Origin of the sequence: Nitrosomonas ureae (assembly GCF_900108305.1) — a bacterium.
Classification (GTDB): Bacteria; Pseudomonadota; Gammaproteobacteria; order Burkholderiales; family Nitrosomonadaceae; genus Nitrosomonas; species Nitrosomonas ureae_B.
On record NZ_FNUX01000007.1, the window covers coordinates 1 to 23,023 of the forward strand.

Below are 23,023 nucleotides of genomic sequence, written 5' to 3' on the forward strand. Positions count from 1 at the left end.
TACGAATTGCTCGTTCACGGATTTCAGGTGAGTATCTTATCGATTTATTCATAGCTCCATTCTCTCAAGAAATGGAGTCTCCGATAAACCCGGGGCGGTTCACTTTCGATGAAAATCCAACCAACCAAAGTTATTCTCCACATTGAATGGAAATATCAGATTCAATTTCTCAACAACAATTGTTGGGTACTTTTTTCAGGGATGACTACTTATACTTGGCAATTTCCCAATCTGTATGGTATTTGCTAGCGCAAGACCTGACAGGTAATGTTCTAATCAGCTTAGTGCGGCACGCCTATTGACTACCTTTAATGATGAGATCTTAGAAAGCAGCGCATCCAGGCTGATTAGACTAACTGAGCGTTTTTTTATTCTAATCCTCATCGCTGTCTTGTTTATGGTCTTTGCCAGGCTTGGATGATTCATACTCATAGTTCATTGAATTGCCTCGACGTCCCAGTACAACCGAAATGATATCATCACCGTATTTAAGGCATGGTACGATTAATTTGTCACCTTGTACCGCTGCATAACATTCACTGATATCAGTAGTATAGATAATTGGACAGTTTTTAACATCCACCAGCTTAACATCAGTTATCTGACTAACAGTATTTAAAGTCGTAACCACTGCGGTACCTTTTTTGATAATAACGTCAGTTGCAGTTGTGTCTATATTTAAACCAAGAAGATTCAAACCGGAATCGGCAAGACACGAATTCAAAGTGCCATCATTAAGGTTTCTCACAACTAATTGAGAGCCTGCCACACTGTTATCAAGAATAAAAATGGAATTACCTTCCACTGCAATAGTTTCAGCCATAATAGACTGTATATTTGCAATAAGCAGTGATATTGCGCAAGACATTGTTAAAATAATTTTTTTCATAAAATCCCCTGAAATATTAGCTTATTGTAAAACGTAACTGTCGATTAGTTATTCATCGTATCATCGTCAAGATCTCTGACAACCTTAGAAGTTTCGTTAGGCAGCTGAAATATAATTAATTTCGTTAAATGTTGTGAAAAATACAACATTAGTCAAAAATGCACTCACAAATCAGCTGTCCCAAACCAACGACTGAGCTGAACGTGTTATTCGCACCCTCGTGCAGATGTGGCATTCATTGCCAAACCAATTCCAAAGATTGCTTCTACTGACAGATTCATATGGCGGTACCCAACAATAGCAGTACCAATAAGTGCAGGGCCGCGCGGAGAAAATTTATTACCATGGTCGATCATTAATATGATCTAAACAAGCAGAAACGATCATATACTCGACTAAAATTCCATTCCAGAAAATGTGACACTTTATTCTAGAAAATACGAGTACCAAAGCTCTCAAAATAACATTGGTCAATTTCATCACGAGAGAACTGGTGATTTTGTCCGCCGCGCTGGGCGATTTTTAAGGAACCCATCAGCGAACTCAGCTGTCCTGTGGTTTGCCAGTCCAGATTATTGACAATGCCGTATAGCAATCCGGCTCGATAGGCGTCGCCGCAGCCGGTGGGATCGACGATTTCTTTAGGTTTAATACTAGGGATCTCAAATTTCTTGCCATCGGCGTAAATGAGGGATCCTTGCGCACCCAAGGTGATGATCAGGGCTTTGGCTTTGTTCGCCAAGGATTCCAGATTAATTCCTGTGCGGTCTTGCAGCATCTGACCTTCATAATCATTGACGGCGATGTAATCGGCTTTGTCGATAAAATCGAGTAGCTCTTCTCCGTTATACATCGGCAGCCCTTGCCCTGGATCAAAAACAAACGGAATGCCGGTTTTGTGAAATTCGTGCGCATGCTGCATCATGCCATCGCGTCCGTCCGGCGCAATAATGCCCAACTGAATATCGCAGGTTTCCTGCACGGAATTAAGGTGCGAGAAGTTCATCGCTCCCGGATGAAACGCGGTGATTTGATTATCATCCAGATCAGTGGTAATGAAGGCTTGTGCGGTGAAGGTATCGGCTACGTGCAGTACATGCTCCTGGGTCAGGCTTAATCGCTCAAACCGCGCGGCATAGGGCGCATAGTCATCGCCGACGGTAGCCATCATGACAGGCTCACCACCCAACATTTTTAGATTGTATGCAATATTACCGGCACAACCGCCGAATTCGCGGCGCATTTCAGGAACCAGAAATGCGACATTCAATACGTGGATTTTCTCAGGCAAAATGTGATTCTTAAATCGATCCTGGAAAACCATAATATTATCGTAAGCGATAGAACCACATATCAATGTGCGCATTATTTGGCTTCCATTTCGATTAATGGGGCTGACTTTATTGGGTCAGGCACCCTGCTTCCAGGCCAAATCCGGTTCACGCGCAGCCTTGACATCATCCAGCTTACGCACTGGCATGGTATGCGGCGCGCCTTTCACCATATCCGGTTGCTCTTCGATTTCCTGCAAGATTTCCTTCATCGACGTGACAAAAGCATCCAGCGTCTCTTTGGATTCCGTCTCGGCTGGTTCGATCAACAAGCATTCGGGAACCAACAGTGGAAAATACGTCGTTGGGGCATGGTAACCTTTATCGAGCAGGCGTTTTGCCAGATTCATCGCTGTTACGCCGGTTTTATCCTTGATATCTTTTAGCGTTACAATGAATTCATGGCTGGCGCGGCGATTAGGATAAGCAATTTCAAATCCCGCTTTGCGTAATTCAGCCATCAGATAGTTGGCATTCAGTGTGGCAAACTCGGAAATACGATGCATACCATCCAATCCCAGCAAGCGAACATAGATATATGCTCGTAGCAGGACACCAGCATTACCCATGTGCGCGGATAACCGGCCAATGGATTGCGGTTTGTCTTTTTCAGTAACCCAGCGATAGGTTTCGCCTTCCTTGGCAACAATCGGGATCGGTATAAAAGGCAATAAGCGTTCAGCCACACCTACCGGCGCAGAGCCTGGCCCTCCACCGCCATGCGGAGTCGAAAAGGTTTTGTGCAGATTGATATGGATCACATCAAAACCCATATCGCCCGGCTTCACTTTACCCAATACCGCATTAAGATTAGCGCCGTCGTAATACAGCAAACCACCCGCTTGATGCACCACACGACTCATTTCAGCAACATTTTTCTCGAATACGCCCAGTGTCGATGGGTTAGTCAGCATCAGCCCGGCGGTTTTTGGCCCAACGGCGGCTTTCAATGCGTCCAGATCCACATTGCCATCTTTATCGGTAGCAATTTCCACCACTTTGAAACCGCACATTACGGCAGTAGCCGGATTTGTACCATGCGCGGCATCGGGAACAATGATTTCAGTGCGTTCAAAATCACCGCGCGATTCGTGATAGGCACGAATCATCATGACACCGATCAATTCGCCCTGCGCACCCGCCATCGGTGTCAAGCTGACACCGGCCATGCCGGTAACCGACTTCAGGATTTCCTGCAACTCATACATGCAAGCAAGATAACCTTGCCCGGTATCTTCCGGTGCCAGTGGATGCCGGGATAGAAACTGCGGTAACATCGCTAATGAGTTACACGCACGCGGATTGTATTTCATCGTGCATGAACCTAGTGGATAAAACTCGGTATCAATCGAAAAATTCTTTTGTGATAAGCGAGTGAAGTGACGCACCGTATCCATCTCGGAAACTTCCGGCAGCAGCACTTTCGATTTGCGCTGCAGATTCTGCGGAATTGCAGACTTGCTCGCCGGTTTTGTCGGTGATTGGGAATAATTAAAACGCCCTGGGCGCGAGTGTTCAAATATCAACATGATCTATAAATTCAATCTTAATTTATTGCTTCAAGGCAACTATGGCTGCATCATAATTAGGTTCGTCTGCAATTTCCGGAACCAGTTCGGCATGAATGATTGTGTCTGACTCATCCAGCACAATTACTGCGCGCGCTGTAATCCCACCAAATGGGCTATCGGCGATCAAGACACCATAATCCTTCATAAAATTGGCGCCACGCATGGTCGATAATGTAATTACTTTATCCAAACCTTCAGCGTCAGTAAATCGGCTCATGGCGAAAGGCAAATCAGCGGCAATAATCAATACTACGGTATTGTCCATATTACTTGCCTGCTGGTTGAATTTACGGGTTGAAATTGCACATACCGGCGTATCCAGACTGGGAACAATATTCAATACTTTCTTTTTTCCTGCATAATTGGCCAATGTAACATCCTGCAGATCTCGATTGACCAAAGAAAATGCCGGTGCCTTTTGACCGACTTTTGGAAAAGTACCTTCAATTTTGATGGGATTTCCTTTGAGAGTAACCATGATTTTTCCTTAACGATATAGTTGAAAGTAATAGGTTTAAGTAAAGCGCGGTTTAACCAAGCGCTTGCTGCATGGCGGTTGCATAATTTCGCAAATCAGATTCAGTCTTGGTTTCCGTTGCACAAACCAACAAGGTATTACCCAATTCAGGATATTGCCCTTGCAAATTATATCCCCCCAGAATGCCTTTCTGCTTCAGCTTATTCAACACATCAGCAACAGGCTTAGACAAAGTTAATGCAGTCTCATGAAATACGGGCCCGCTAAATGTTCTTTCTACTCCCTTAAACTTCACCAGCTGTTCGACCAATTCCAGCGTATTGGCGTGAGATTGTGCCGCCACCCGACGCAATCCTTCCGGCCCCACTAACGACATAAAAATAGTGGCTGCGGTCACCATCAACCCTTGATTGGTACAAATATTGGATGTTGCTTTGGAACGGCGGATATGTTGTTCGCGCGCCTGCAAGGTCAGCACAAATCCTTCTTTGCCATCCAAATCCGTAGTACGACCAATAATACGTCCTGGCATCTGACGCACCAGCTCGTTTTTGCACGCCATAAAACCAAAGTATGGACCACCGCTGGATAAAGGTATTCCAAGGGGCTGGCCTTCACCGACAGCAATATCGGCACCCTTGCTGCCCCACTCTCCAGGAGGAGTCAATACTGCCAACGTAGTTGGATTAACAACACCGATGGCAAAAGCATTTTTGCTATGCGCCCAATCGGTCAATGCATCGACTTGTTCCAACACCCCAAAGAAATTAGGTTGCGGAATCACCAGAGCGGCAAAATCTTCATGATTCGAGTTGACTAATGATTCCGGTAGAATTTGTCCGCATTCAGTGCAGTAAGGCAATTCCACCACTTCAATTTTTTGATTGCTGACAATAGCACGAACCACCTGACGATAAACAGGATGAACTGTTTGCGGAATCAAAATACGCCGCGATGTTTTGTGCGAACGCACTGCCATTAGAGCAGCTTCAGCCAGCGCCGTAGCACCGTCATACATGCTGGCATTGGATACATCCATCCCGGTCAGAGAAGCCATCATGGATTGATATTCATACAATAACTGCAAAGTCCCTTGACTGGCTTCTGCTTGATAAGGTGTATAGGAAGAATAAAACTCTCCGCGCGTGGTGATCTGCCAAACCGCCGCAGGTATATGATGCTCATAAGCACCCGCACCAATGAAGTTTTGATAAAACCCATCTTGAGTAGCACGTGCCATCATCAGTCGAGTTATTTCCATTTCACTCAGTCCGGGAGGAACGCCCGTTAATTCACCGCTGATCAATTCTTTTGGAATTTCATCAAAAAGCTCTTCAATTGTTTTCGCGCCAATGCTGGCAAGCATTTCAGCAATATCTTCTTTGGTATGTGGAATAAACGGCATGATTTATCTAGAAAACTTTCAGAAATAAGACATTAAAATAGTAAAACAAAATACATTTCAATCCTGGATGGATATTAGTGATCCTCGTTCTCGACCAACTCGTTATAAGCAGTTGCATCCATTAATCCATCCAGCTCGGCTGTATTACTGGGTTTCAATTTAAATAACCAGGCGGAATAAGCATCTTCGTTTATTTTTCCTGGCTCGTCGACCAGCGGAGAATTCACCGCGGTAACTTCACCCGAGATAGGAGAATATACATCTGCAGCTGCCTTGACTGATTCCGCAACCGCGCATTCCTCTTTTTGTTTAAGTACACGCCCAACTTCCGGCAATTCGATAAACACCATATCACCGAGTAATTCCTGTGCATGATGGGTAATACCGACAGTTACTGTACCGTCTGCTTCAGATTTTACCCATTCATGAGATTTGCTATATTTTAAATGTGTTGGAATACTCATTTTTCACTCCGGATTAAAGTAATCTAATATTTTTAATTAATTTTTATTAAACTAATACCTTGCCATTCCGCACGAATGGGTATTTTACCACCTTTGCGCGCAGCTTTTTATCGCGCACGATGACATTGACTTCATCACCGATGGTTATTTGCGTGGGGACACGCGCCAAAGCAATCGATTGGTTCATGGTTGGCGAGAATCCGCCGCTGGTAATCTCACCCGAATACTCAACGTCATCTTTTTGCCCGGCAACCTGCTGATGGCTTCTCAGTACGCCACGATCAACCAGTACCAATCCTACCAATTGATGCGTGACAACGGTATCCGACAGCGCCTGTTTGCCAATGAAATCACGCTCGCTTTTCAGATCGACGGTCCAAGCCAATCCGGATTCCAACGGGTTCTTCGTCTCATCCATATCTTGACCATATAAATTCATACCCGCTTCCAGACGCAGCGTATCACGCGCACCCAATCCGGCAGGAGCAACGCCGGCAGCATACAACGCTTTCCAGAATGCTGGCGCATCGGCGGCAGGCAAAATGATCTCAAAACCATCTTCGCCGGTATAGCCCGTACGCGCAATGAAGTATTGCCCGACAACTGCGGATTGAAATTGTTTTAGTTCTTCGGTCGCTGATTGAGAATTTGGGATGACTTGCCATACTTTGGCTCGGGCATTGGGTCCTTGCACGGCAACCATGGCAAGATCGCGTCTTGGCGTAATTTCGAGATCAGGTGCCCATTCATCACGTTTTTTGAGCATCCAGGCGACATCCTTATCCGCTGTACCGGCATTGACCACGATACGGAACCAGGTTTCGGACAGGAAATAGATGATCAGATCATCGATGATACCTGCTTGCGGAGTCAGCATGCAGGAATATAGCGCTTTGCCAGGAAGCGTCAATTTATCAACATTGTTTGCCACCAGCCGGCGTAGAAAGTCGCGCACATTGTCGCCTTTAATATCCACGGGCAACATGTGTGAGACATCAAACATGCCCGCATCCTGACGGACTTTATGATGTTCGTCTAACTGTGAGCCGTAATGCAACGGCATATCCCAGCCACCAAAATCCACCATTTTGGCGTTCATATCGCGGTGGGTTTGATTAAGGGGTGTCATTTTCAGCACGGAATTCTCCCGGAAATAAATAAAAGTCAGCTCAGATGACTTCGCACCCCTCTGTCCTTTTACCTGAGAGATTTACAGATTAGCATCCGCGTGCCCCTTCGGTGGCCAAGGACAATTCCTTGGCACTCTCCAGATTGCCCGTCACAAGCGGTTCTTAAGGAACAAGTCTGACTTGACCATGCCTGAGCGATTCCGGGGGGTTACGCCTTCGGCGGCGCTTCTTAATAATTAGCGCGCTCTCCTGCTTGGACTTCAAATGGCTGAATGCGAACTATACGCTAGTAACAATGTTTTATACAAGCCATTCAAATAAATTTTCTGACGGATTACAAACGATGATGATCAAAAAAACAAACTGATTGACAGATACAAAGAGAACTCGAATCATCAGCTTGAAACAATAAATAATTATTTTAATATCAATTTCTTGAAAATCTTATCCCAACCGTTGCATGGGTATCCGATGCAGTCAATATGGCAGAAAAATGATCATCAATTTGAATCCATTGCCCGCGACCGAACCTGATATTAGCCGAAGTAAGAGGGTCGCATGCTCTTTCATTTTGCAATTCTTCTGAAATATTCATGCAAACCGAATGATATAGATGCTGCGCCATATCGACATCGGAATCAGGTATCGGGGCATCACGCACTGTGGGGCTTTTGTTCCGCCCGCCACTCATGCCCCGATAGTAGGCGATTTGACGAAAAACCGGATTATCATCGACTTCCACACGAGAAATCGTACTCCGGCCTTTATCTGCATACTTCTGTTTGGTATACAGAGATTCATTGACCTTCGTGTAATCTCGCGCTTGCAGAATTTCCGCAATCATTTCCAATGGTGTATTGATTGAAATACCCTCGATTTCAATCGTTTCTAAAACTCTCTTTTCCGGGCTGCCAGTCCACCCTTGCGATGCAGCGCTACATGATACCGCGGCAATCCATAACACTATGAACCCCCGGACAACACAGCCCTGCCATGAATTTTGCCATTTCATATTGCTCATCTCAACCTCCTTGTAAAAACATTAATGCGCATGTTCCCCAGGCGGTGGCATGATTTCATCTTCCTCATTAAGTTGTCTCAATTGGAGTGTTAAAGCATCGAAATTTTGCCAGCCGAATCCTTCGAATTGAGCCACCCATCGCGCACGCAAGTAACCGAAACGATCGGTAATAAATTCCATGTGCCCGGGAAACATTCCTTTGCCCGATAGATCAGGAACTGCTCTAATCCGCCGGTAGAGCCAATAACTATCTTTGATTTCTGACCATCCCTCAATAACTACAGGGAAATTTGCAATTTCAGCGATTTGCTCCAATTCCCATGGCTCCAGGGCACGAATCGGTATCGCCAGAACTTCGGTATCTAGCGCCTTGATTCGGTCATACGAAGCAGCCAATTGAAAAAAACGCTCTTTGGATTGAGGCCAGGAAAACAACACCAGCAATACATTCTTCTGTAAGCGAAAATCCCTTAAATTACCACCGGAACCATCATTCGCTGCATAGTTAAACACCGGTGATGCGATGGCGGGCATCTCGGGTAAAATCATGCTTCCCAACAAGCGCGCATCAAAACCGCGCGATAATGCATGAAGAAAATTGATCAAATCCCAGCGATCATCTTCGGATAAAGTTGCAGCAAAACCCGGCATCTGCGTTCCCGGAATGCCATGCGTCAACAGATGAAAAACATTACCTACGGTATATTGTGCCGTATGTTGCTGTGTTAGCAGATCGGTGGGATCTCGTACGTCGGGATCAGCAACAGGCTGCGTACCCTTGCCTTGCGGACCGTGACAGTTGATGCAGTTTTCTGCAAACAGCCGGGAACCATTGACAATGGAAATGGTATCAAAAGGTACCGTCGGTTTCAGATAAGTCTCAGGATAGGCTTCGATCGCCAAAGGCGGCAAAGCAATCGCCATTGAACTGATCCCCAGCAAGCCAGGTACTAAAATCTTCGTCATCTTGCTCCAATGATACTTCCTGCCCAGCCAAATGGTACACAATGCAATGAAGAACAAAGCAATTCCAGACCACACCATTTCCTGTACATACGGTTCATCCCAGGTTGCATTGATCGAAAAACGGAATGGATAGGGCCAATTCTCAATTATCGCATGCTTGGCAGGCAGCGTGTTGGCCAGGATGGTCGCAAGCAGCACCAGCAATAATGCCAGCAAGAACTCAATGCCGACCCACTGCCTTAAATGTTTGGTACTGCGACGGGTCCGTTCAGTACCGTCCTCGAACAACATGGGAAGCCACCGGTAACGTGCTTGATAGGCAATCACCAGAATAACCGCCAGAACGCTTAACTTCGCGATCAATAGCCAGCCGTAAGGACTGGCAACCAGAGTATGATAAAAGGTTTCGACCAGGCGATCGGTGACAATCAGGCCGGTAACGGCCAGTAAAAGTATTACAGGCAACGCAACAACCGAGAATTTCTTCAGATAATTTGCCGTTTTCAAATCTACTGCTTTACCGGATTCACTGTGGTTGCTATATAAGATAAACAGAAAGGCCGGTAACGCGCCAAACCAGGCTCCTGCCAACAATATATGCACTGCATACGGCGCAACCGCTGCAAACGACATCTCATCCGCACTGGAATGACTCATCAGCGTACCCGTTATCAACGGAAATGAAGCGGCAACAGCCCATAACAGATAATGCCATCGCTCCCGCTTAACACGCTGGAAATAAAGTATAACCATCAATAACACACTGGCCAGTACCGCTCGTGCCACCCAAATATAGCCAATCTGCGTATTCTGCACGATCTCCAGCCAGGCGAATGGGCTCCAAACGTTCGCAACAACTCCCGTCGCTTCACCCGTAGTGACGGCCAGAATGCCCATCAATCCTAATAAGATGATACCTGTCATCCACGGAAACCACCTTTCCAGCCGGACAACCCAGGGAGCTTCAAACAATGCTTTCTGATGACCAATGGTTACCAAAAAAACACAACTTCCGAACAAAATTAAATTAGCGGTCAATTGTGACCACCGTGCAATTGCAGCAATGATTTCAATCATGGTTTTACGATAGGAATATTTCTATTATTGTGATAATTCCCGCAAGATAGATTGTGATAGACAACAACTCGATCAGCAGGAAATTTAGAATTTTGGATTCAGATAAAATAAAACACCCCAACACAAGTGGTAAGGTATTAACCGCGTACTTCAATCAGTTTTGTCTCAAAAAGCAGAAAATTGAACTCGCAGAGACAGAGATTGAATTAGATAATAGTGCTTATAAATTAACTTGGCAAACCTAAAAAAGAGAATACTATCACTTCTCATTTTGGTTATGACACAAAAAAATGGAGATAAAAACTCATGGCCGTACCAGCAGAAAAAGATCTGCTCGACACGATTAGTGCGATAGCTACATTGGTAACACCTTTGCTCCTGATCGCTCTGGGTGGAATAGGTTGGCTAATTCAAAATAGATTTAGTTCATCACAAGCAAAGCAGGATGCTCAACTCTCAAGGATTCGCGAGCTTGAAAACAAGCTGCGGGAAGACAGAATTGCAACCTACAATTCACTTCTGGAGCCTTTCTTTTTGCTATTTACGAGCGAAGATGCTTTCGCACAAGATCTGAAATTCAAAAACAAGAATAAAAATAACATCGCAATCGCAAAGATGCTGTCTGTCGAATATCGACAGATTGGTTTTAAACTCTCTTTAGTTGCAAATGACTCTGTAGTGCGCGCATACAACAAGTTAATGCAATTCTTCTACCATACCGAAGCTGATCCGAGACCGATCGACGAGAAGACTCGAGATTGGATTGCGTTAATGGGGACGCTTCTACTTGAAATAAGAAAAAGCATGGGTAATGAATCCAGTTCGCTCGATCGATGGGAAATGATTGAATGGTTCATGTCAGATGCGTTAGATATAAAAGCAAAATATGAAAGTACATTTCACTAGGCATATTATTCGACCCAGCTGGGCAGCTACTTTGTTTAGAGATATAAATATCTCAATCGGCAAAACACCATCGCATCGATCATGTGTTCAAGGGGAATGCACGGTCGCGCAGGTTAGAAAGGAGCAATTACCGTGCAACGGCAAAGTATGAAAAAATTGATGAATTACGTCACCATGAAACAGACTGTAAAATAAAGGAAGGGCGGAACGGGGTACTAAATAAATGTAAAGGTGATGCGATTCCGATGGGTTTGGCAGCAAGCCATCTTGTACTGTCTAAATGTAAACATGGCTTGCCGGATTGTTTTTCGTACTATCTATTTGAGATGCATGCTATTTTTGATCGACTTTACCCCGGCGACACCGCTTGCCACTTCGATCGCTTTATTAATACTGGCGGAGGAGCTTACAAAGCCGCTTAGCTGCACTACCCCCTTGAATGTTTCGACATTAATTTCAGCAGACTTCAGCGTTGGCTCATTAAGTATGGCAGCCTTTACCTTGGCGGTAATGACAGTATCATCAAAATACTCTCCTGTCCCTTCCTGTTTATGCGTTGACCCGCATCCCACGGTAACGAGTAATGCCACAGTCAAAAAAGGTAAAAGGAATAATCTCGTGAAGTACTTCATAATTCAATCTCCTGTCAATTGCTCATCTCAAACGATCAGCTAAGTTAGATCAATAAAAAAACTCCAAGCTGGCTATTCAACCACCCCTCTTATATTACACTTGCGATCATGATCAATCTAGTGGTGCATATCCGCCATTTGCTTGCATGTCTCGGCACAGTCTCTACAAGCTTCGACACATTCGTTCATATCTCCGGTTTTCTCGCAATCTATTGCACATGCTTCGCAAATCTCGGCACAAATACCGCAAACAGCGCTGGAATGAACAGCACCGCTGAGCATAAGATTAGCTGATGTCTGACAGATTTCGGCACAACTCATCAGTAGTCGGAAGTGGCTGGGTTCAACATGTTTTCCGCCGGTTTCAAGGCAATGATTCATCCCCATTTGCAGGCAAATCTGATGACAGCTGGTACAGGCCGCGATACAGGCTTGCATATCATGTTTGACGTAGGTTGACTGATCCATGAAAGTCTCCTAAGGTAAGTGGTAAGTGAATAAAAATAAATGAACAATACAATCAAGGAAGTCCTGAAAAACTTGCATCAGTCATTCCGAGAAAGATAATAAGTATTTAATAATTAAAGCAATAAATTTATCAATATACTTGAAATGACGCCTGTTCGAAATTTCCTTAAAACGATGTTGCAGTAAAATAATCCGATAACATATTGTTTTGATGAGAGAATCCGGAACCATACGAATAACTGCAACTATAGCTACAATGCTAATCGTGGTCTGTGCGGTATCATACATATTCAAAAAATGATCAGACGAAACGATCATCGGCTTGATCTGAATCTTGGGCCGAGGCTTAACCCATTTATTTATACAAAATATGAATGCGATTGATACTTTTCAGTTTGCCTTACAGTCGTTACTGGCTCATCGGCTGCGCACCGTATTATCAGCCTCTGGAATTGCTATCGGAATTGCTGCGGTTATTCTCCTGACCGCCATTGGCGATGGCGTGCAACGCTTTGTATTATCGGAATTTACCCAGTTTGGAACCAACATTGTCACAATCACGCCAGGAAAAATCAATACTCATGGCGGCTCCCTGGGCGCTATCAGCAGCGCGCGATTATTGACAATAGAGGACGCGATGGCACTGCGACAGAGTCGCCACGCCGAATATATCAATGCCAGCGTAGTCGGCAATGCGGAGATCCGTGCGCAAGGCCGTAGCCGGCGCGTAACGGCATATGGTCAGGGACCCGATTTTGCCAAGGCTTTTAATATGCAAATCGAAATCGGGCAATTTTTACCCGATGATGATCCGCGCAATCCACGGGCGTATGCGGTATTGGGTGCCAAAGTACGCGCTGAGATTTTCGGCGATACTAACCCTCTGGGTGCAATCTTGCAGGTTGGCGGCTCGCGCTTCCGCGTTATCGGTGTCATGGCATCCAAGGGACAAATACTCGGTTTTGATCTGGATGACACCGTTTTCATACCCACAACCCGGGCATTGGAAGTATTCAACCGGCAAGGTGTAATGGAAATTCAATTGGCATATTTTCCCGATATTCCGGTGCACGTTGTTGTCGAAGATATCCAGCGCATTCTGATTTCCCGTCACGGGCGTGAGGATTTCACCATCAAACCACAACAACAAATGCTCAGCACTTTATCCACTGTACTGAGCGTATTAAAGTTTGCGGTTGCTGCACTGGGCGGTATTTCCCTGGTAGTAGGCGCAGTCGGTATGGTCACGCTGATGCATATTGCAGTTTCTGAACGGGTATCCGAAATCGGCCTGCTTACCGCTTTAGGCGCGACACGCACGCGCATCCGCATTTTATTTTTGTTGGAATCCATTGCGCTTTCCACACTGGGGGGGTTAGCAGGATTGCTCATCGGATCGGGTATCGCCTGGTTGCTCAAATTATTGATCAGCGATCTGCCCGTGAATATTCCATGGGATTATGTACTTGGCGCCCTGTGCATATCGATGGTGATCGGCCTCGCCGCCGGTGTAATCCCAGCCATGCAGGCGGCAAAGCTAAACCCTGTGGATGCATTACGCACGGATTAGCCGGTAGGTAACTCATTGTTATTTTCATCTTTACCGTCTTGGGCACTACTTCATTCATGCGGTTTAGGCTGATATATAATCTGGCATACTTCACTCTTTCCAAGCTGCCACGAACAGAATGAGCCCAAATGTGATATATGAAGCGCACTATAAAGTTCTGTAGCCTCATAATACTGGCGAACGTGAGTATTGCCTCATGTCATGCAGTTAATTTCACCTACAAAGGTGGCCCCAGGATCAAGACCGATGACGGTAATTTTGAAATTGGGTTAAACGGCCGCGGACACTTCGATGTGCATGCGTTATATCCCGATCAGGCAAATCCGGATTACCCTGCATTGGGCAGTCAGCTTCTGCATGGCAATGATCGTGATGGCTTTAATTGGCGCAGAACCTACGCCACTATTACCGGAAGAATTTATGGCGTTAATTTTAAATTCGAAGATGATTTCGCAATCAATGCGACTACCGGATTTCCACATAGTCTTCGTGAGGCCTGGATAGCTACGGGGCTGGGAACGGGTCAGTTAACTATCGGGCAATTCAAACCGTACCGGGGATTGGAAGAAATAACCAGCTCCAATGAAATTACCTTGATGGAACGGCCATCAACATCGTCAACCGGAATATATAGCGGACGTCAATTTCTGACTGGTATTGGCTACCGGGGAATGGTCAAGGATAATCTGGGTTTTGGCATTCATGTGATGAGCCTGTCGCACTTTGGCTTGCCGTTTGCAGGAATCAGCTATGGCGGTCGCGCTGTCTGGCTGCCGATCGACAAAACAGGCCACATTCTGCATCTTGGACTTTCAGCCAGTCGGGATACCACCAGTAAAGATTCCCTATCGGCCGGAGTTGCCGACGTTTATGGTGGACGTCAAGGCATCACCCAATCTTTGGGAATCGCCGGAACCAGTTTGGGCGCGCCTAACCACAATAGTCAGTCCACTTTTGCTGCAGAAACCGCGTATTCCTTCGGACCACTTACACTACAGGGGGAATACGCCGTCACAAGGCTCGACAATACCCATCAAACAGCTGGAAACAACAGGGATTCCACCATTCATGCTTTTTATGTGCAAGCCAGCTGGTTTGTAACCGGAGAAACTGTCGTGTATAAGAAAGATCGCGGTGCTTTTGGTAAACCTCAGCCAAACGGCCGATGGGGCGCACTGGAATTTGCCGGACGTTATGATCTTGCCGAGAATTCCAACCAAAGCCTCACCGCCAATCCATGTAGAACCGGTACCTCAAAATGCCAGATTCAAGTCATCACACTGGGTGTAAATTGGTATCCCCATATGAATATCCGGTTTATGCTGAATTATTACCTGACCGATGCCGCATTTGGAAATACCGGTTTGGATACGCCAACGCGCACCGATCATTTTTCAGTGCTTTCTTTCCGAACTCAGGTCAGCTTCTAATATACTAATAGGACAGCTGCCGGAATTTCCAGTTTGCTGTTAATCCATTAATCAAGGAGGTGTCTCATGCGCATTCCGCTCGTTTTAATCATGCTTTCTCTAGCGAATTCCGCTCTTGCCTGCAACAGCACGCTTTTGGATCAGAATTTTCGTAAGCTTGCAGAATCGGAGATGGTGAATTTATGCGAGACCTACGCCGGCAAGGTGCTACTCGTTGTGAATACTGCCAGTAAATGCGGCTATACACCGCAGTATGAAGAGTTAGAACAACTATATAATAAATATCAATCCAAGGGATTGGTCGTGCTGGGTTTTCCATCCAATGATTTTATGGGACAGGAACCTGGAACCGAAGCTGAAATTCAGGATTTCTGCCGCTTGACCTACGATGTAAAATTCCCGATGTTTGAGAAAACCACGGTAAAAAAAGGCCATGCACATCCATTTTATGTTCAGCTGGCTGAATTATCCGGCACCTATCCGACCTGGAATTTTCAAAAATATTTAATCAATCGCGACGGCCAATTCATTACTCAATTCAGTCCACATACCAAGCCTTCTGATCCAGCTGTGGTGACAGCAATAGAGCAAGCACTAAGACAATAAATTAATGAACAAGCAACCGCAATCTTCAACTGATTTACCAGAAAATCAAAAACCACAAATAAGTATCCTAGCGCTCTTGATCGTGTCCTTGTTTATCGGATTGATCGCCGGTGCCGGTGTCGATAAGTCTTATATACTTCCGATAGTATTTATCTCTGCAGTGATACTTATTTCCAATCGAAACAAAATTGCTAATGCAGTTCAACCGGAAAAAAGCCCACAGCAGCATATAAAGCCGGCAGCAGACTATTATAACTGGCCTGAATCAGGCCAGTTTGCCTGCATAATTGCAGCGGCCCCTCGTCAGCAAGTGATTCAACAATTGGCGCAGGAAAATGGCATTAATCCGGATGACAACCCAGTTACAAAAACGCATATCCTGAAAGCCCGTCTGATAACGGACAATAGCAACCCTTTTGACAGTGACGTGGTTCATATCGACATTGACGGGCGTACCGTCTATTATCTAAGTCGTGAAGAATCCAGAAGTTTCCGCCGCAGACTCGACGAAAAAGGAGTTTCTAATCAGATCATTATTTGTAATGCAATTATTTCAGGAAGCAGCGAAGCAAATAATAAACCTCTTCGCTATACAGTAAAGCTCGACATAGAGCCATTCTGAAAAATAATAACTCATAGAAACTACCAGTACTAATCAATTCCGAGAGGATTCACTTTCAGCATTTTTTCCACCGACTGGTTACAATCAAACTGTAATAAACCGGCTATTCTGCTCAACTTAAAGCAAGGTAATCGGAATTTAATCACTACCCGCTTAAAAGCTCCCAAATCTCTCAGGAGCATATCGAACCATGTCATGTTCCAGAGACTGTAATTTTTCTCTCATCAAATTGCCTACAAACAATTGAGAATTTGAAGGAATCAGATTTTCTGATATTTCACGTTGTTTGATTTTTTCTATCGCTTGATTAAAACCATCTATGAATTGGTATGACTTGCCTTCTACATTCTTGAATAGCGCTTCGCCAAAATAAGTAAATTCATTTTCACTGGAACATCCAAAAGAAGCCTTGTCTGCAGCTGCAGCAGTCAAAATCAGACTGGTTTCATTTTTCAGTGCATCAATAAAAGCACCGGAGTAACACGCAGAAACCAGAATAATGCGCCATTGTATGCCTGCATCATCCAGATAAGCTCTAACATCATTCGGACCTATGTCGTTGAGTTCAAGCGGCCACATACTAACTGAAAGCTCATGATCGTAAGAACCGTGGCTAGTTAAATACAACAGCACAATATCTTCCTCAGGATTTATTTTACCGCCTAAGTGATTTAATGCAATTTTCAGATTTGTGGATGAAGCAAGCGGTGTTGTATCGATTGTTTTCAAGTTATTAATCAACGCAATAGATCTACCTGCTGCGCCAAGATTCTGATTCATGACATTCTGTACATTAATAACTTCTTTCATGAACACATCTTGCGAAGAATCAGCACCAAATCCGATAAAAAATAGATCGGTTATGCCCTTTACGCCGGGCTCGATAGCATTGAGCGCATTATTCAGCAATTGATACTGGTTATAGTAAACTTGTTCCTGATTGACGTAGCTTAACTCATCATCATTATAAGCGGTCAACGCTTCTGAATAATCAAAATCCTCATGCCAGAAACTTAACGAAACATTCGTCAGTGGATATGAAATACCTATCCAGAGCATGACAATCAGCAGTGCCTTAATTTTTTTCCCATTTAATAACTGCAATGCAACATAAAAACAGACACCCAGAATCCATAGGGTATAAACCATATACCCAGCTTCAAAGTAAGCATCTGGCAAGAAAGGTATAACCACAATAGAAAAGAGATAAAAGAAAGGCAATATGCTGTATGTAGCAGTCAGGAACCGTAATAAGTGGTCTTGTTCATCACAGAGTTTTGCCAGTACAAACCCCACCAGAAGAACACCCAACAGCTCCACACCGATATATCCCAAACCGAACCACCCAAAAACCGGATTAGGCGTCATCACATACGAAGCAACAAGTGCTGTCAGGCCATAAAAACCCAACAGCAAAATGAACTGATCATACGAAACCGTTATCTGGTGAATGATATTACGACGGAACATCAACAGTTTTATGCCGCAGGCAAGATTCAAAAATAATGTTTGAAGCTCTTTAATTGCCCCAGATTGCTTCAGCTCTTTAGGAACACTTGCATATAAATCCATGTTTATCTCCAGGGTTAGTATCGGCCAATACAACAAACCAAACTAAGTACGGCATTAACTCATTCTAAGTGAAGATGCCATCAGCGTCTCGCTATCATTTTTTAATACTTTTGCTATCAAAGCCCGATTAGTGCGTTTCTTCAGAAACCAGCGAAAAAGCAATAAAAATAGGCCTTATTCAATCAATCAAAAAATACTCACTGCATTGATAATAAACCAGCCTGGAATTTTTCTAAAGAAGGTAACTTTGCCCCTTAATTTGACAAGAAAGTATCCGACTAGTTGATAGCATTTACAACTTATGTCCATTAATGCCTGGGCAAATAACCGTTTCGTCATATTTTTCAAGATCCCGTAACTTTAGCCGATACCGCACACGATTATCCATTCTAATTTGCTTAACAAATTTGGAGAGCACACTATGAGCACAGCCTTACATGAGATTGATGAACGCACCAATCTGACTGCCAATAACAAATTCGAATTGTTACTGTTCAGATTAGGCGAAGCTCCGGGTACCAATCATCGTGAACTATTTGGCATTAACGTTTTTAAGGTGCGTGAAATCCTGGTCATGCCAGATATCACAGAAATAGCAAACGCTCCCCCCTACGTAATGGGCATAGCCAATATTCGCGGTCAAGTCATTACGGTTATCAATTTGCCTAAAGTCGTGGGTTGCAATCCGAGCAAAGGAACTTCGATACTTTTGGTCACCGAATATGCGCGTTCGACTCAGGCTTTCGCAGTCGAGGAAGTCAACGAAATCGCGCGTCTGGATTGGAATCAAGTGATCGCTGCAGAAGGCAAGGGTGGCAACTTGATCACCAGTATCGCACGGCTTGATGGCGATAAAGAAGGCTCCCGCCTAGCCCAGGTACTGGATGTTGAGCAGATCTTACGCGATGTGCTTCCCAGTCCTGCCGGCGAAATGATACCCGAAAATATTGGCAACAAAATAACCCTCCCTGCTGGAAAAATAATCCTGGCCGCTGACGATTCGCCATTGGCACGCAGCTTGATTGAAAATGCACTAAAAGCACTGGAAGTATCTTATGTAATGACTAGGACCGGACTCGAAGCTTGGTCCAAAATTCAATCCATGTCGGAAATTGCCGCAGCCGAAGGTAAAACCATTCATGACAAGATCGCTTTAATCTTAACTGACCTGGAAATGCCGGAAATGGATGGCTTCACGCTTACCCGCTACATCAAGAGCGATCAACGATATAAGTCCATTCCGGTGATCATTCATTCCTCGCTCACGGGTGAAGCAAACGAAAATCACGTTAAATCGGTAGGTGCAGATGCTTATGTCGCTAAATTTGTCGCAGAGGAATTAGCTGATGCAATGAGAAAGGTATTGACATAGCAGAGTCTGTTTTTACAATAATCCATCAACTCGCAACTCACGAATAGACAAAGTTACCGTGTTTATTGCCAACCGGTAACTTCATAGCCTTTCTCCTCCAAACAACGCGACACAAAGTTTGCATATGCCTGATTCGGTTGCGAAGATCTTGTCGAGAACAGAATTCCTCGCAGCAGTCCGGCAACAGCTCCGCTGGCAGCACCAATCAGCGAGCCTTGACCCACTGATCCATATATAGCGCCCCCAGCAGCACCGCTTGCGGCACCAATACCAGCTCCCATAGCCGTACTAGTTGCCACATTCCCCGTCTGTCCCTTGCCTTCCCGGGCACCCGCCGACTCAGCCAGCCGTTCACAAGCCTCAACATCCCGCTCCGCAGAATCTTTACCTACTGATAAAAAATGTGTGTTGGGATATAGGACTGGCCCGGTACTAGAGCAAGCCGACAAACCAATAAAAATCAATCCGGTCATCAATACTGTGGCAAATTTCATCGTTCATCCTCATCTCGTAAACATTTTTACCTAGTTAAGCAGTATAGCCGGAATATATAGTATTCTTAAAAAAACATATCCATCCAAATTACAATATATTTAGTTCATTATACAATATACTTAGTTCATTAGCGCCCAAAGCGAGATCTCTGCAGTTTTATGTCGGCACGCGCCCACGCTTGCTCAAAACGTGCCGTGATAATCGCCGCTTCATCAATTTTATTTTGCGCTTGCAATGCCTGTGCTAAACCATAAAGTGCCCATCCGTTGTTGCGATTCCGGCGCAAATCTTCCCAATAAACTGTTTCTGCTTCGTTCGGTCGTCCTGATTCCAAGAGAATAGCGCCCAATGCCAGACGTGGCGGCAAGGGAAATTCTGATGGCTCGGTATACACCAAAGCATCTTCCAGGCGCACCGCTTTCTCAAGATATGCAATGGCCTGATCAAATTTTCCATGCGCAGCGGCAATTTCTCCGGCGAGAACTTCAGGTGCAGCGCTCAGTACGGTCTTGGTCGTATTTTTCGAGAGTAACGGACCATCCAACAAAGGATCTCTCATAATCTTGCGCAACACCTCCAGTTCTTTCTCGGCTTGCTGCAATTGTTCTGTCGCGACAAATGCGAGCCCACGCACATAATGCCAGCTCCCGGTTAAAAACAGATTGGTTACGGGAGGTGCGGGCTGAGCGAGAATTTCCTGCCAGTATCCAAATCGCGCAAGTGCCCAATAAGGCGTTACGCGGAATATGGCTGTCAGCGGTATCGTTTCCAGCACTTCATTACCAATCTTACTGGCTGTTTCCTGTGCCGCGCTGATAGCAAGCTTGCTTTGACCATCCAATGTCGCTGCAAACCAGAGAAAATGAATGTTATGCGGATAGTACACCATCGGATATACACCTTGCGCCTGACATTGGGCGATATAGTTCTCATCTGCCGCGATTGCAAGCTGGTTACTTTTTATTGAATCGGCATAACGGCCTACACGCTGATAAATATGCGATGACATGTGTATCATGTGCCCTGCTTCAGGCATCAACGTCAACAACTTATCAGCTGCTTGCTCTGCACGCTCGGGGGTATCAGTCGGTTCTATCAGATGGATATACATATGCAGAGCGCCGGGATGTTCCGGATTGCGCCGCAACACTTCTTCAGTTAACGCCACAATCTCTGCTGTTCCTTCATGGGCTTGACCATCCAGCATCCAGTAGCCCCAGGGCCGCAGATCCATCATGGATTCTACATACAGCATTGCAATATCCTCATCATGCGAGAAACGTTGAAGCACTTTCTTCATGGCCTGCGCGTAAGCTTTATCATTTTCTTCTCGATGCTCGGCTCGTCCTGAGTAGCGTTTTTCAAGAGCACTGATTAACGCCTGCTCTTTCGAAGATGCATTCATCATCAGCGCTTTGGCCTTTTGCACGATCTCCAAAGCATTCGGTTCTTCATTCGGCTCCATCATTACGTTGATGTTGGGACCAAGTACCAGCGCTTGTCCCCAGTACGCCATTGCGAGGTTGGGATCCAGCCGCGCCGCTTCACGAAATGCCCGGCGTGCCTCGGCATGGTTGAATGCATAAGCGAGATTAAGACCCTGGTTGATATATTGTTGCGCCAACGGGTTACGCGTGCTGACCGGGAAAGTATGCGAACCCAGGTTAAGCAGCCTGGGAGCAAGCTGGCCGTCTGCGCCTGGCTGAGGTGTCAATTCAGATGCCACATGATGCTGATGCCCTCGTTCCGATCCTGCGGCAGCTAATTGTTTGGGCGTTATGTCTAGTGCTTTAGCCTCGGCGAATGATTCACCAATACTTGCTAAAATCAACGTCAAAATGAATGGTGTGAAACGAACAGCAGCATAAAATCGCATGATATGTACCCCTTGAATAAATTGCCATTGCTAAATGACTATAGTTACCTGTCTGCAGCTTACTAAAAAGCGCTATAACCAAGTCAGTTTTTTATACATAGCCAAGAATACCGTAAAAAACCAACGCTCATAAACAGGCATGGTTTTCATGTCTCTATTCGGCCGTAGTTGGGTCAATCACCGTTTTGATTCGAGAAATACGGTTGGCTGGAAACTCGCCTTGTTCAGCGTGCGCTCTGACGGCAGCTTCATCTGGGGCAATGTAGATGCAATAGACTTTATCATCCGTTATGTAACTTTCCAGCCATTGAACTCGTGCACCCATATTGCTCAATACACCGCATGATTTTTGAGAAATAGCTTGCAAATCCTGCGATGTCAATGATCCTGCTCCAGGAATTTCACGTTCTATAATATATTTTGGCATAGTAGTTCCAGTAAGATTGATTAAATTAACATGACCAGTCGTATTTTAATTACATAAAAAAACTAAGACATAAAATAATCTCCTAGCAAATTATGACAACATTGCTTAACCGAGGCGGATGATTTTTCTATTTTCATCCGCAATAAGGCGCCTTGCCAGGAATTTATCAGCAAATCAGCCATTTCTTCAGCTGATTTATCCAATCTGACTGTCCCTTGCTGCTGCGCTTTCTCTAATCCAAACTGCAACAATTCCCGATAACGTCTGACCGCTGCTTGAAGAGATTTCTGGCACACTCTACTGGTATCCCCTAATTCACCCATCAGATTGCCTAAAAGACACCCGCCCTTAAACTCATTTTTCTCAAGCTCTACAATAAGCTCATCAAAATAACCTTGAATTGCACCAAGCGCATCCGTATCAGAATCATCCAAATGTCTGGCTAATTGCGTAATAAATGGACCAATATAGTGCTGGATGACATCAGCTCCAAAATCTTCTTTGCTGTCGAAATAATTATAAAAAGAACCCTTGGGAACGTTCACTGCATCGAGAATCTCCTGCAATCCGGTCCCATGATAACCTTGCCCCATGAATAGAGTTACACCCTGATTCAACAGGCTCTCGCGATTAAATTCTTTTTTGGTTGATTTTGACATCGGAATACAATACGACCAGTTGTCTTGAATGTCAATCACTAAAAATTTCCCGATAG

The 23,023-nt window shown here is 45.0% G+C and carries 22 protein-coding genes and 1 riboswitch; of the genes, 6 read left to right on the top strand and 16 right to left on the bottom strand.

Going from position 1 to position 23,023, the window contains the following annotated elements:
- Nucleotides 1-373 precede the first annotated feature (373 nt).
- From C4S39_RS05610 to C4S39_RS05650, 9 genes are all read right to left on the bottom strand, one after another.
- The gene (locus C4S39_RS05610; protein ID WP_103966064.1) at nucleotides 374-889 is read right to left on the bottom strand and encodes a hypothetical protein; all 516 of its coding nucleotides are present in this window, start codon (nucleotides 887-889) and stop codon (nucleotides 374-376) included.
- A 430-nt stretch (nucleotides 890-1,319) separates the two neighbouring features.
- Nucleotides 1,320-2,255, bottom strand: a complete 936-nt coding sequence (locus tag C4S39_RS05615) for a carbohydrate kinase family protein (RefSeq protein WP_103966065.1) — start codon at nucleotides 2,253-2,255, stop codon at nucleotides 1,320-1,322.
- Between the two features lie 42 nt (nucleotides 2,256-2,297).
- Complete coding sequence (gcvPB, locus tag C4S39_RS05620) at nucleotides 2,298-3,749, bottom strand: aminomethyl-transferring glycine dehydrogenase subunit GcvPB (protein ID WP_103966066.1); 1,452 nt, start codon at nucleotides 3,747-3,749, stop codon at nucleotides 2,298-2,300.
- 22 nt (nucleotides 3,750-3,771) lie between these two features.
- Nucleotides 3,772-4,269 carry a thiol peroxidase gene (tpx, locus tag C4S39_RS05625; protein WP_181023761.1) on the bottom strand — a complete coding sequence of 166 codons (498 nt, stop codon included), beginning with the start codon at nucleotides 4,267-4,269 and terminating at the stop codon, nucleotides 3,772-3,774.
- Between the two features lie 52 nt (nucleotides 4,270-4,321).
- Nucleotides 4,322-5,674: an aminomethyl-transferring glycine dehydrogenase subunit GcvPA gene (gene gcvPA, locus C4S39_RS05630; RefSeq protein WP_103966068.1), complete on the bottom strand. Its 1,353-nt coding sequence runs from the start codon at nucleotides 5,672-5,674 to the stop codon at nucleotides 4,322-4,324.
- 74 nt (nucleotides 5,675-5,748) lie between these two features.
- Nucleotides 5,749-6,138, bottom strand: coding sequence for a glycine cleavage system protein GcvH (gene gcvH / locus C4S39_RS05635; RefSeq protein WP_013647778.1), 390 nt, complete (start codon nucleotides 6,136-6,138; stop codon nucleotides 5,749-5,751).
- 46 nt (nucleotides 6,139-6,184) lie between these two features.
- The gene (gene gcvT / locus C4S39_RS05640; protein WP_103966069.1) at nucleotides 6,185-7,276 is read right to left on the bottom strand and encodes a glycine cleavage system aminomethyltransferase GcvT; all 1,092 of its coding nucleotides are present in this window, start codon (nucleotides 7,274-7,276) and stop codon (nucleotides 6,185-6,187) included.
- A gap of 41 nt (nucleotides 7,277-7,317) precedes the next feature.
- Nucleotides 7,318-7,419: riboswitch (glycine riboswitch) on the bottom strand.
- A gap of 276 nt (nucleotides 7,420-7,695) precedes the next feature.
- Nucleotides 7,696-8,289 carry a hypothetical protein gene (locus C4S39_RS05645; protein WP_103966070.1) on the bottom strand — a complete coding sequence of 198 codons (594 nt, stop codon included), beginning with the start codon at nucleotides 8,287-8,289 and terminating at the stop codon, nucleotides 7,696-7,698.
- 21 nt (nucleotides 8,290-8,310) lie between these two features.
- Nucleotides 8,311-10,332, bottom strand: coding sequence for a CopD family protein (locus C4S39_RS05650; protein ID WP_103966071.1), 2,022 nt, complete (start codon nucleotides 10,330-10,332; stop codon nucleotides 8,311-8,313).
- A 306-nt stretch (nucleotides 10,333-10,638) separates the two neighbouring features.
- On the opposite strand from C4S39_RS05650, the gene C4S39_RS05655 reads away from it, so the two are divergent.
- Nucleotides 10,639-11,238: a hypothetical protein gene (locus C4S39_RS05655; RefSeq protein WP_103966072.1), complete on the top strand. Its 600-nt coding sequence runs from the start codon at nucleotides 10,639-10,641 to the stop codon at nucleotides 11,236-11,238.
- Between the two features lie 317 nt (nucleotides 11,239-11,555).
- Here the strand turns inward: C4S39_RS05655 and C4S39_RS05660 are convergent, their stop codons facing one another.
- Together C4S39_RS05660 and C4S39_RS05665 are read right to left on the bottom strand one after the other, a co-directional pair.
- On the bottom strand, nucleotides 11,556-11,870 hold the full coding sequence (locus C4S39_RS05660; RefSeq protein ID WP_103966073.1) for a BON domain-containing protein: 315 nt from the start codon (nucleotides 11,868-11,870) through the stop codon (nucleotides 11,556-11,558).
- 117 nt (nucleotides 11,871-11,987) lie between these two features.
- On the bottom strand, nucleotides 11,988-12,338 hold the full coding sequence (locus C4S39_RS05665; protein WP_103966074.1) for a four-helix bundle copper-binding protein: 351 nt from the start codon (nucleotides 12,336-12,338) through the stop codon (nucleotides 11,988-11,990).
- A 370-nt stretch (nucleotides 12,339-12,708) separates the two neighbouring features.
- On the opposite strand from C4S39_RS05665, the gene C4S39_RS05675 reads away from it, so the two are divergent.
- The 4 genes from C4S39_RS05675 (at nucleotide 12,709) to C4S39_RS05690 (ending at nucleotide 16,566) form a co-directional block, all read left to right on the top strand.
- Complete coding sequence (locus C4S39_RS05675) at nucleotides 12,709-13,908, top strand: ABC transporter permease (protein WP_103966076.1); 1,200 nt, start codon at nucleotides 12,709-12,711, stop codon at nucleotides 13,906-13,908.
- A gap of 182 nt (nucleotides 13,909-14,090) precedes the next feature.
- On the top strand, nucleotides 14,091-15,338 hold the full coding sequence (locus tag C4S39_RS05680) for an OprO/OprP family phosphate-selective porin (protein ID WP_258039302.1): 1,248 nt from the start codon (nucleotides 14,091-14,093) through the stop codon (nucleotides 15,336-15,338).
- Between the two features lie 66 nt (nucleotides 15,339-15,404).
- Nucleotides 15,405-15,944 carry a glutathione peroxidase gene (locus C4S39_RS05685; protein ID WP_103966078.1) on the top strand — a complete coding sequence of 180 codons (540 nt, stop codon included), beginning with the start codon at nucleotides 15,405-15,407 and terminating at the stop codon, nucleotides 15,942-15,944.
- A gap of 4 nt (nucleotides 15,945-15,948) precedes the next feature.
- Nucleotides 15,949-16,566, top strand: a complete 618-nt coding sequence (locus tag C4S39_RS05690) for a hypothetical protein (protein ID WP_103966079.1) — start codon at nucleotides 15,949-15,951, stop codon at nucleotides 16,564-16,566.
- A 153-nt stretch (nucleotides 16,567-16,719) separates the two neighbouring features.
- Here the strand turns inward: C4S39_RS05690 and C4S39_RS05695 are convergent, their stop codons facing one another.
- Nucleotides 16,720-18,138 carry a C13 family peptidase gene (locus C4S39_RS05695; RefSeq protein ID WP_103966080.1) on the bottom strand — a complete coding sequence of 473 codons (1,419 nt, stop codon included), beginning with the start codon at nucleotides 18,136-18,138 and terminating at the stop codon, nucleotides 16,720-16,722.
- A 421-nt stretch (nucleotides 18,139-18,559) separates the two neighbouring features.
- Between C4S39_RS05695 and C4S39_RS05700 the strand changes: the two genes are divergently transcribed.
- On the top strand, nucleotides 18,560-19,510 hold the full coding sequence (locus tag C4S39_RS05700) for a chemotaxis protein (RefSeq protein WP_103966081.1): 951 nt from the start codon (nucleotides 18,560-18,562) through the stop codon (nucleotides 19,508-19,510).
- Between the two features lie 62 nt (nucleotides 19,511-19,572).
- On the opposite strand, the gene C4S39_RS05705 is transcribed toward C4S39_RS05700, so the two are convergent.
- The 4 genes from C4S39_RS05705 to C4S39_RS05720 all read right to left on the bottom strand — a co-directional run bounded on the left by C4S39_RS05705 (nucleotide 19,573) and on the right by C4S39_RS05720 (nucleotide 23,006).
- Nucleotides 19,573-20,004 (bottom strand): glycine zipper family protein, encoded by a 432-nt coding sequence (locus tag C4S39_RS05705; protein ID WP_103966082.1) that lies wholly within the window; start codon nucleotides 20,002-20,004, stop codon nucleotides 19,573-19,575.
- A gap of 128 nt (nucleotides 20,005-20,132) precedes the next feature.
- Complete coding sequence (locus C4S39_RS05710) at nucleotides 20,133-21,881, bottom strand: tetratricopeptide repeat protein (RefSeq protein ID WP_103966083.1); 1,749 nt, start codon at nucleotides 21,879-21,881, stop codon at nucleotides 20,133-20,135.
- Nucleotides 21,882-22,035: 154 nt separating this feature from the next.
- A complete protein-coding gene (locus C4S39_RS05715; protein ID WP_103966084.1) occupies nucleotides 22,036-22,308 on the bottom strand; it encodes a DUF4242 domain-containing protein in 273 nt (90 codons plus the stop codon).
- Nucleotides 22,309-22,370: 62 nt separating this feature from the next.
- Complete coding sequence (locus C4S39_RS05720) at nucleotides 22,371-23,006, bottom strand: TetR/AcrR family transcriptional regulator (protein WP_258039303.1); 636 nt, start codon at nucleotides 23,004-23,006, stop codon at nucleotides 22,371-22,373.
- Nucleotides 23,007-23,023: the final 17 nt, after the last annotated feature.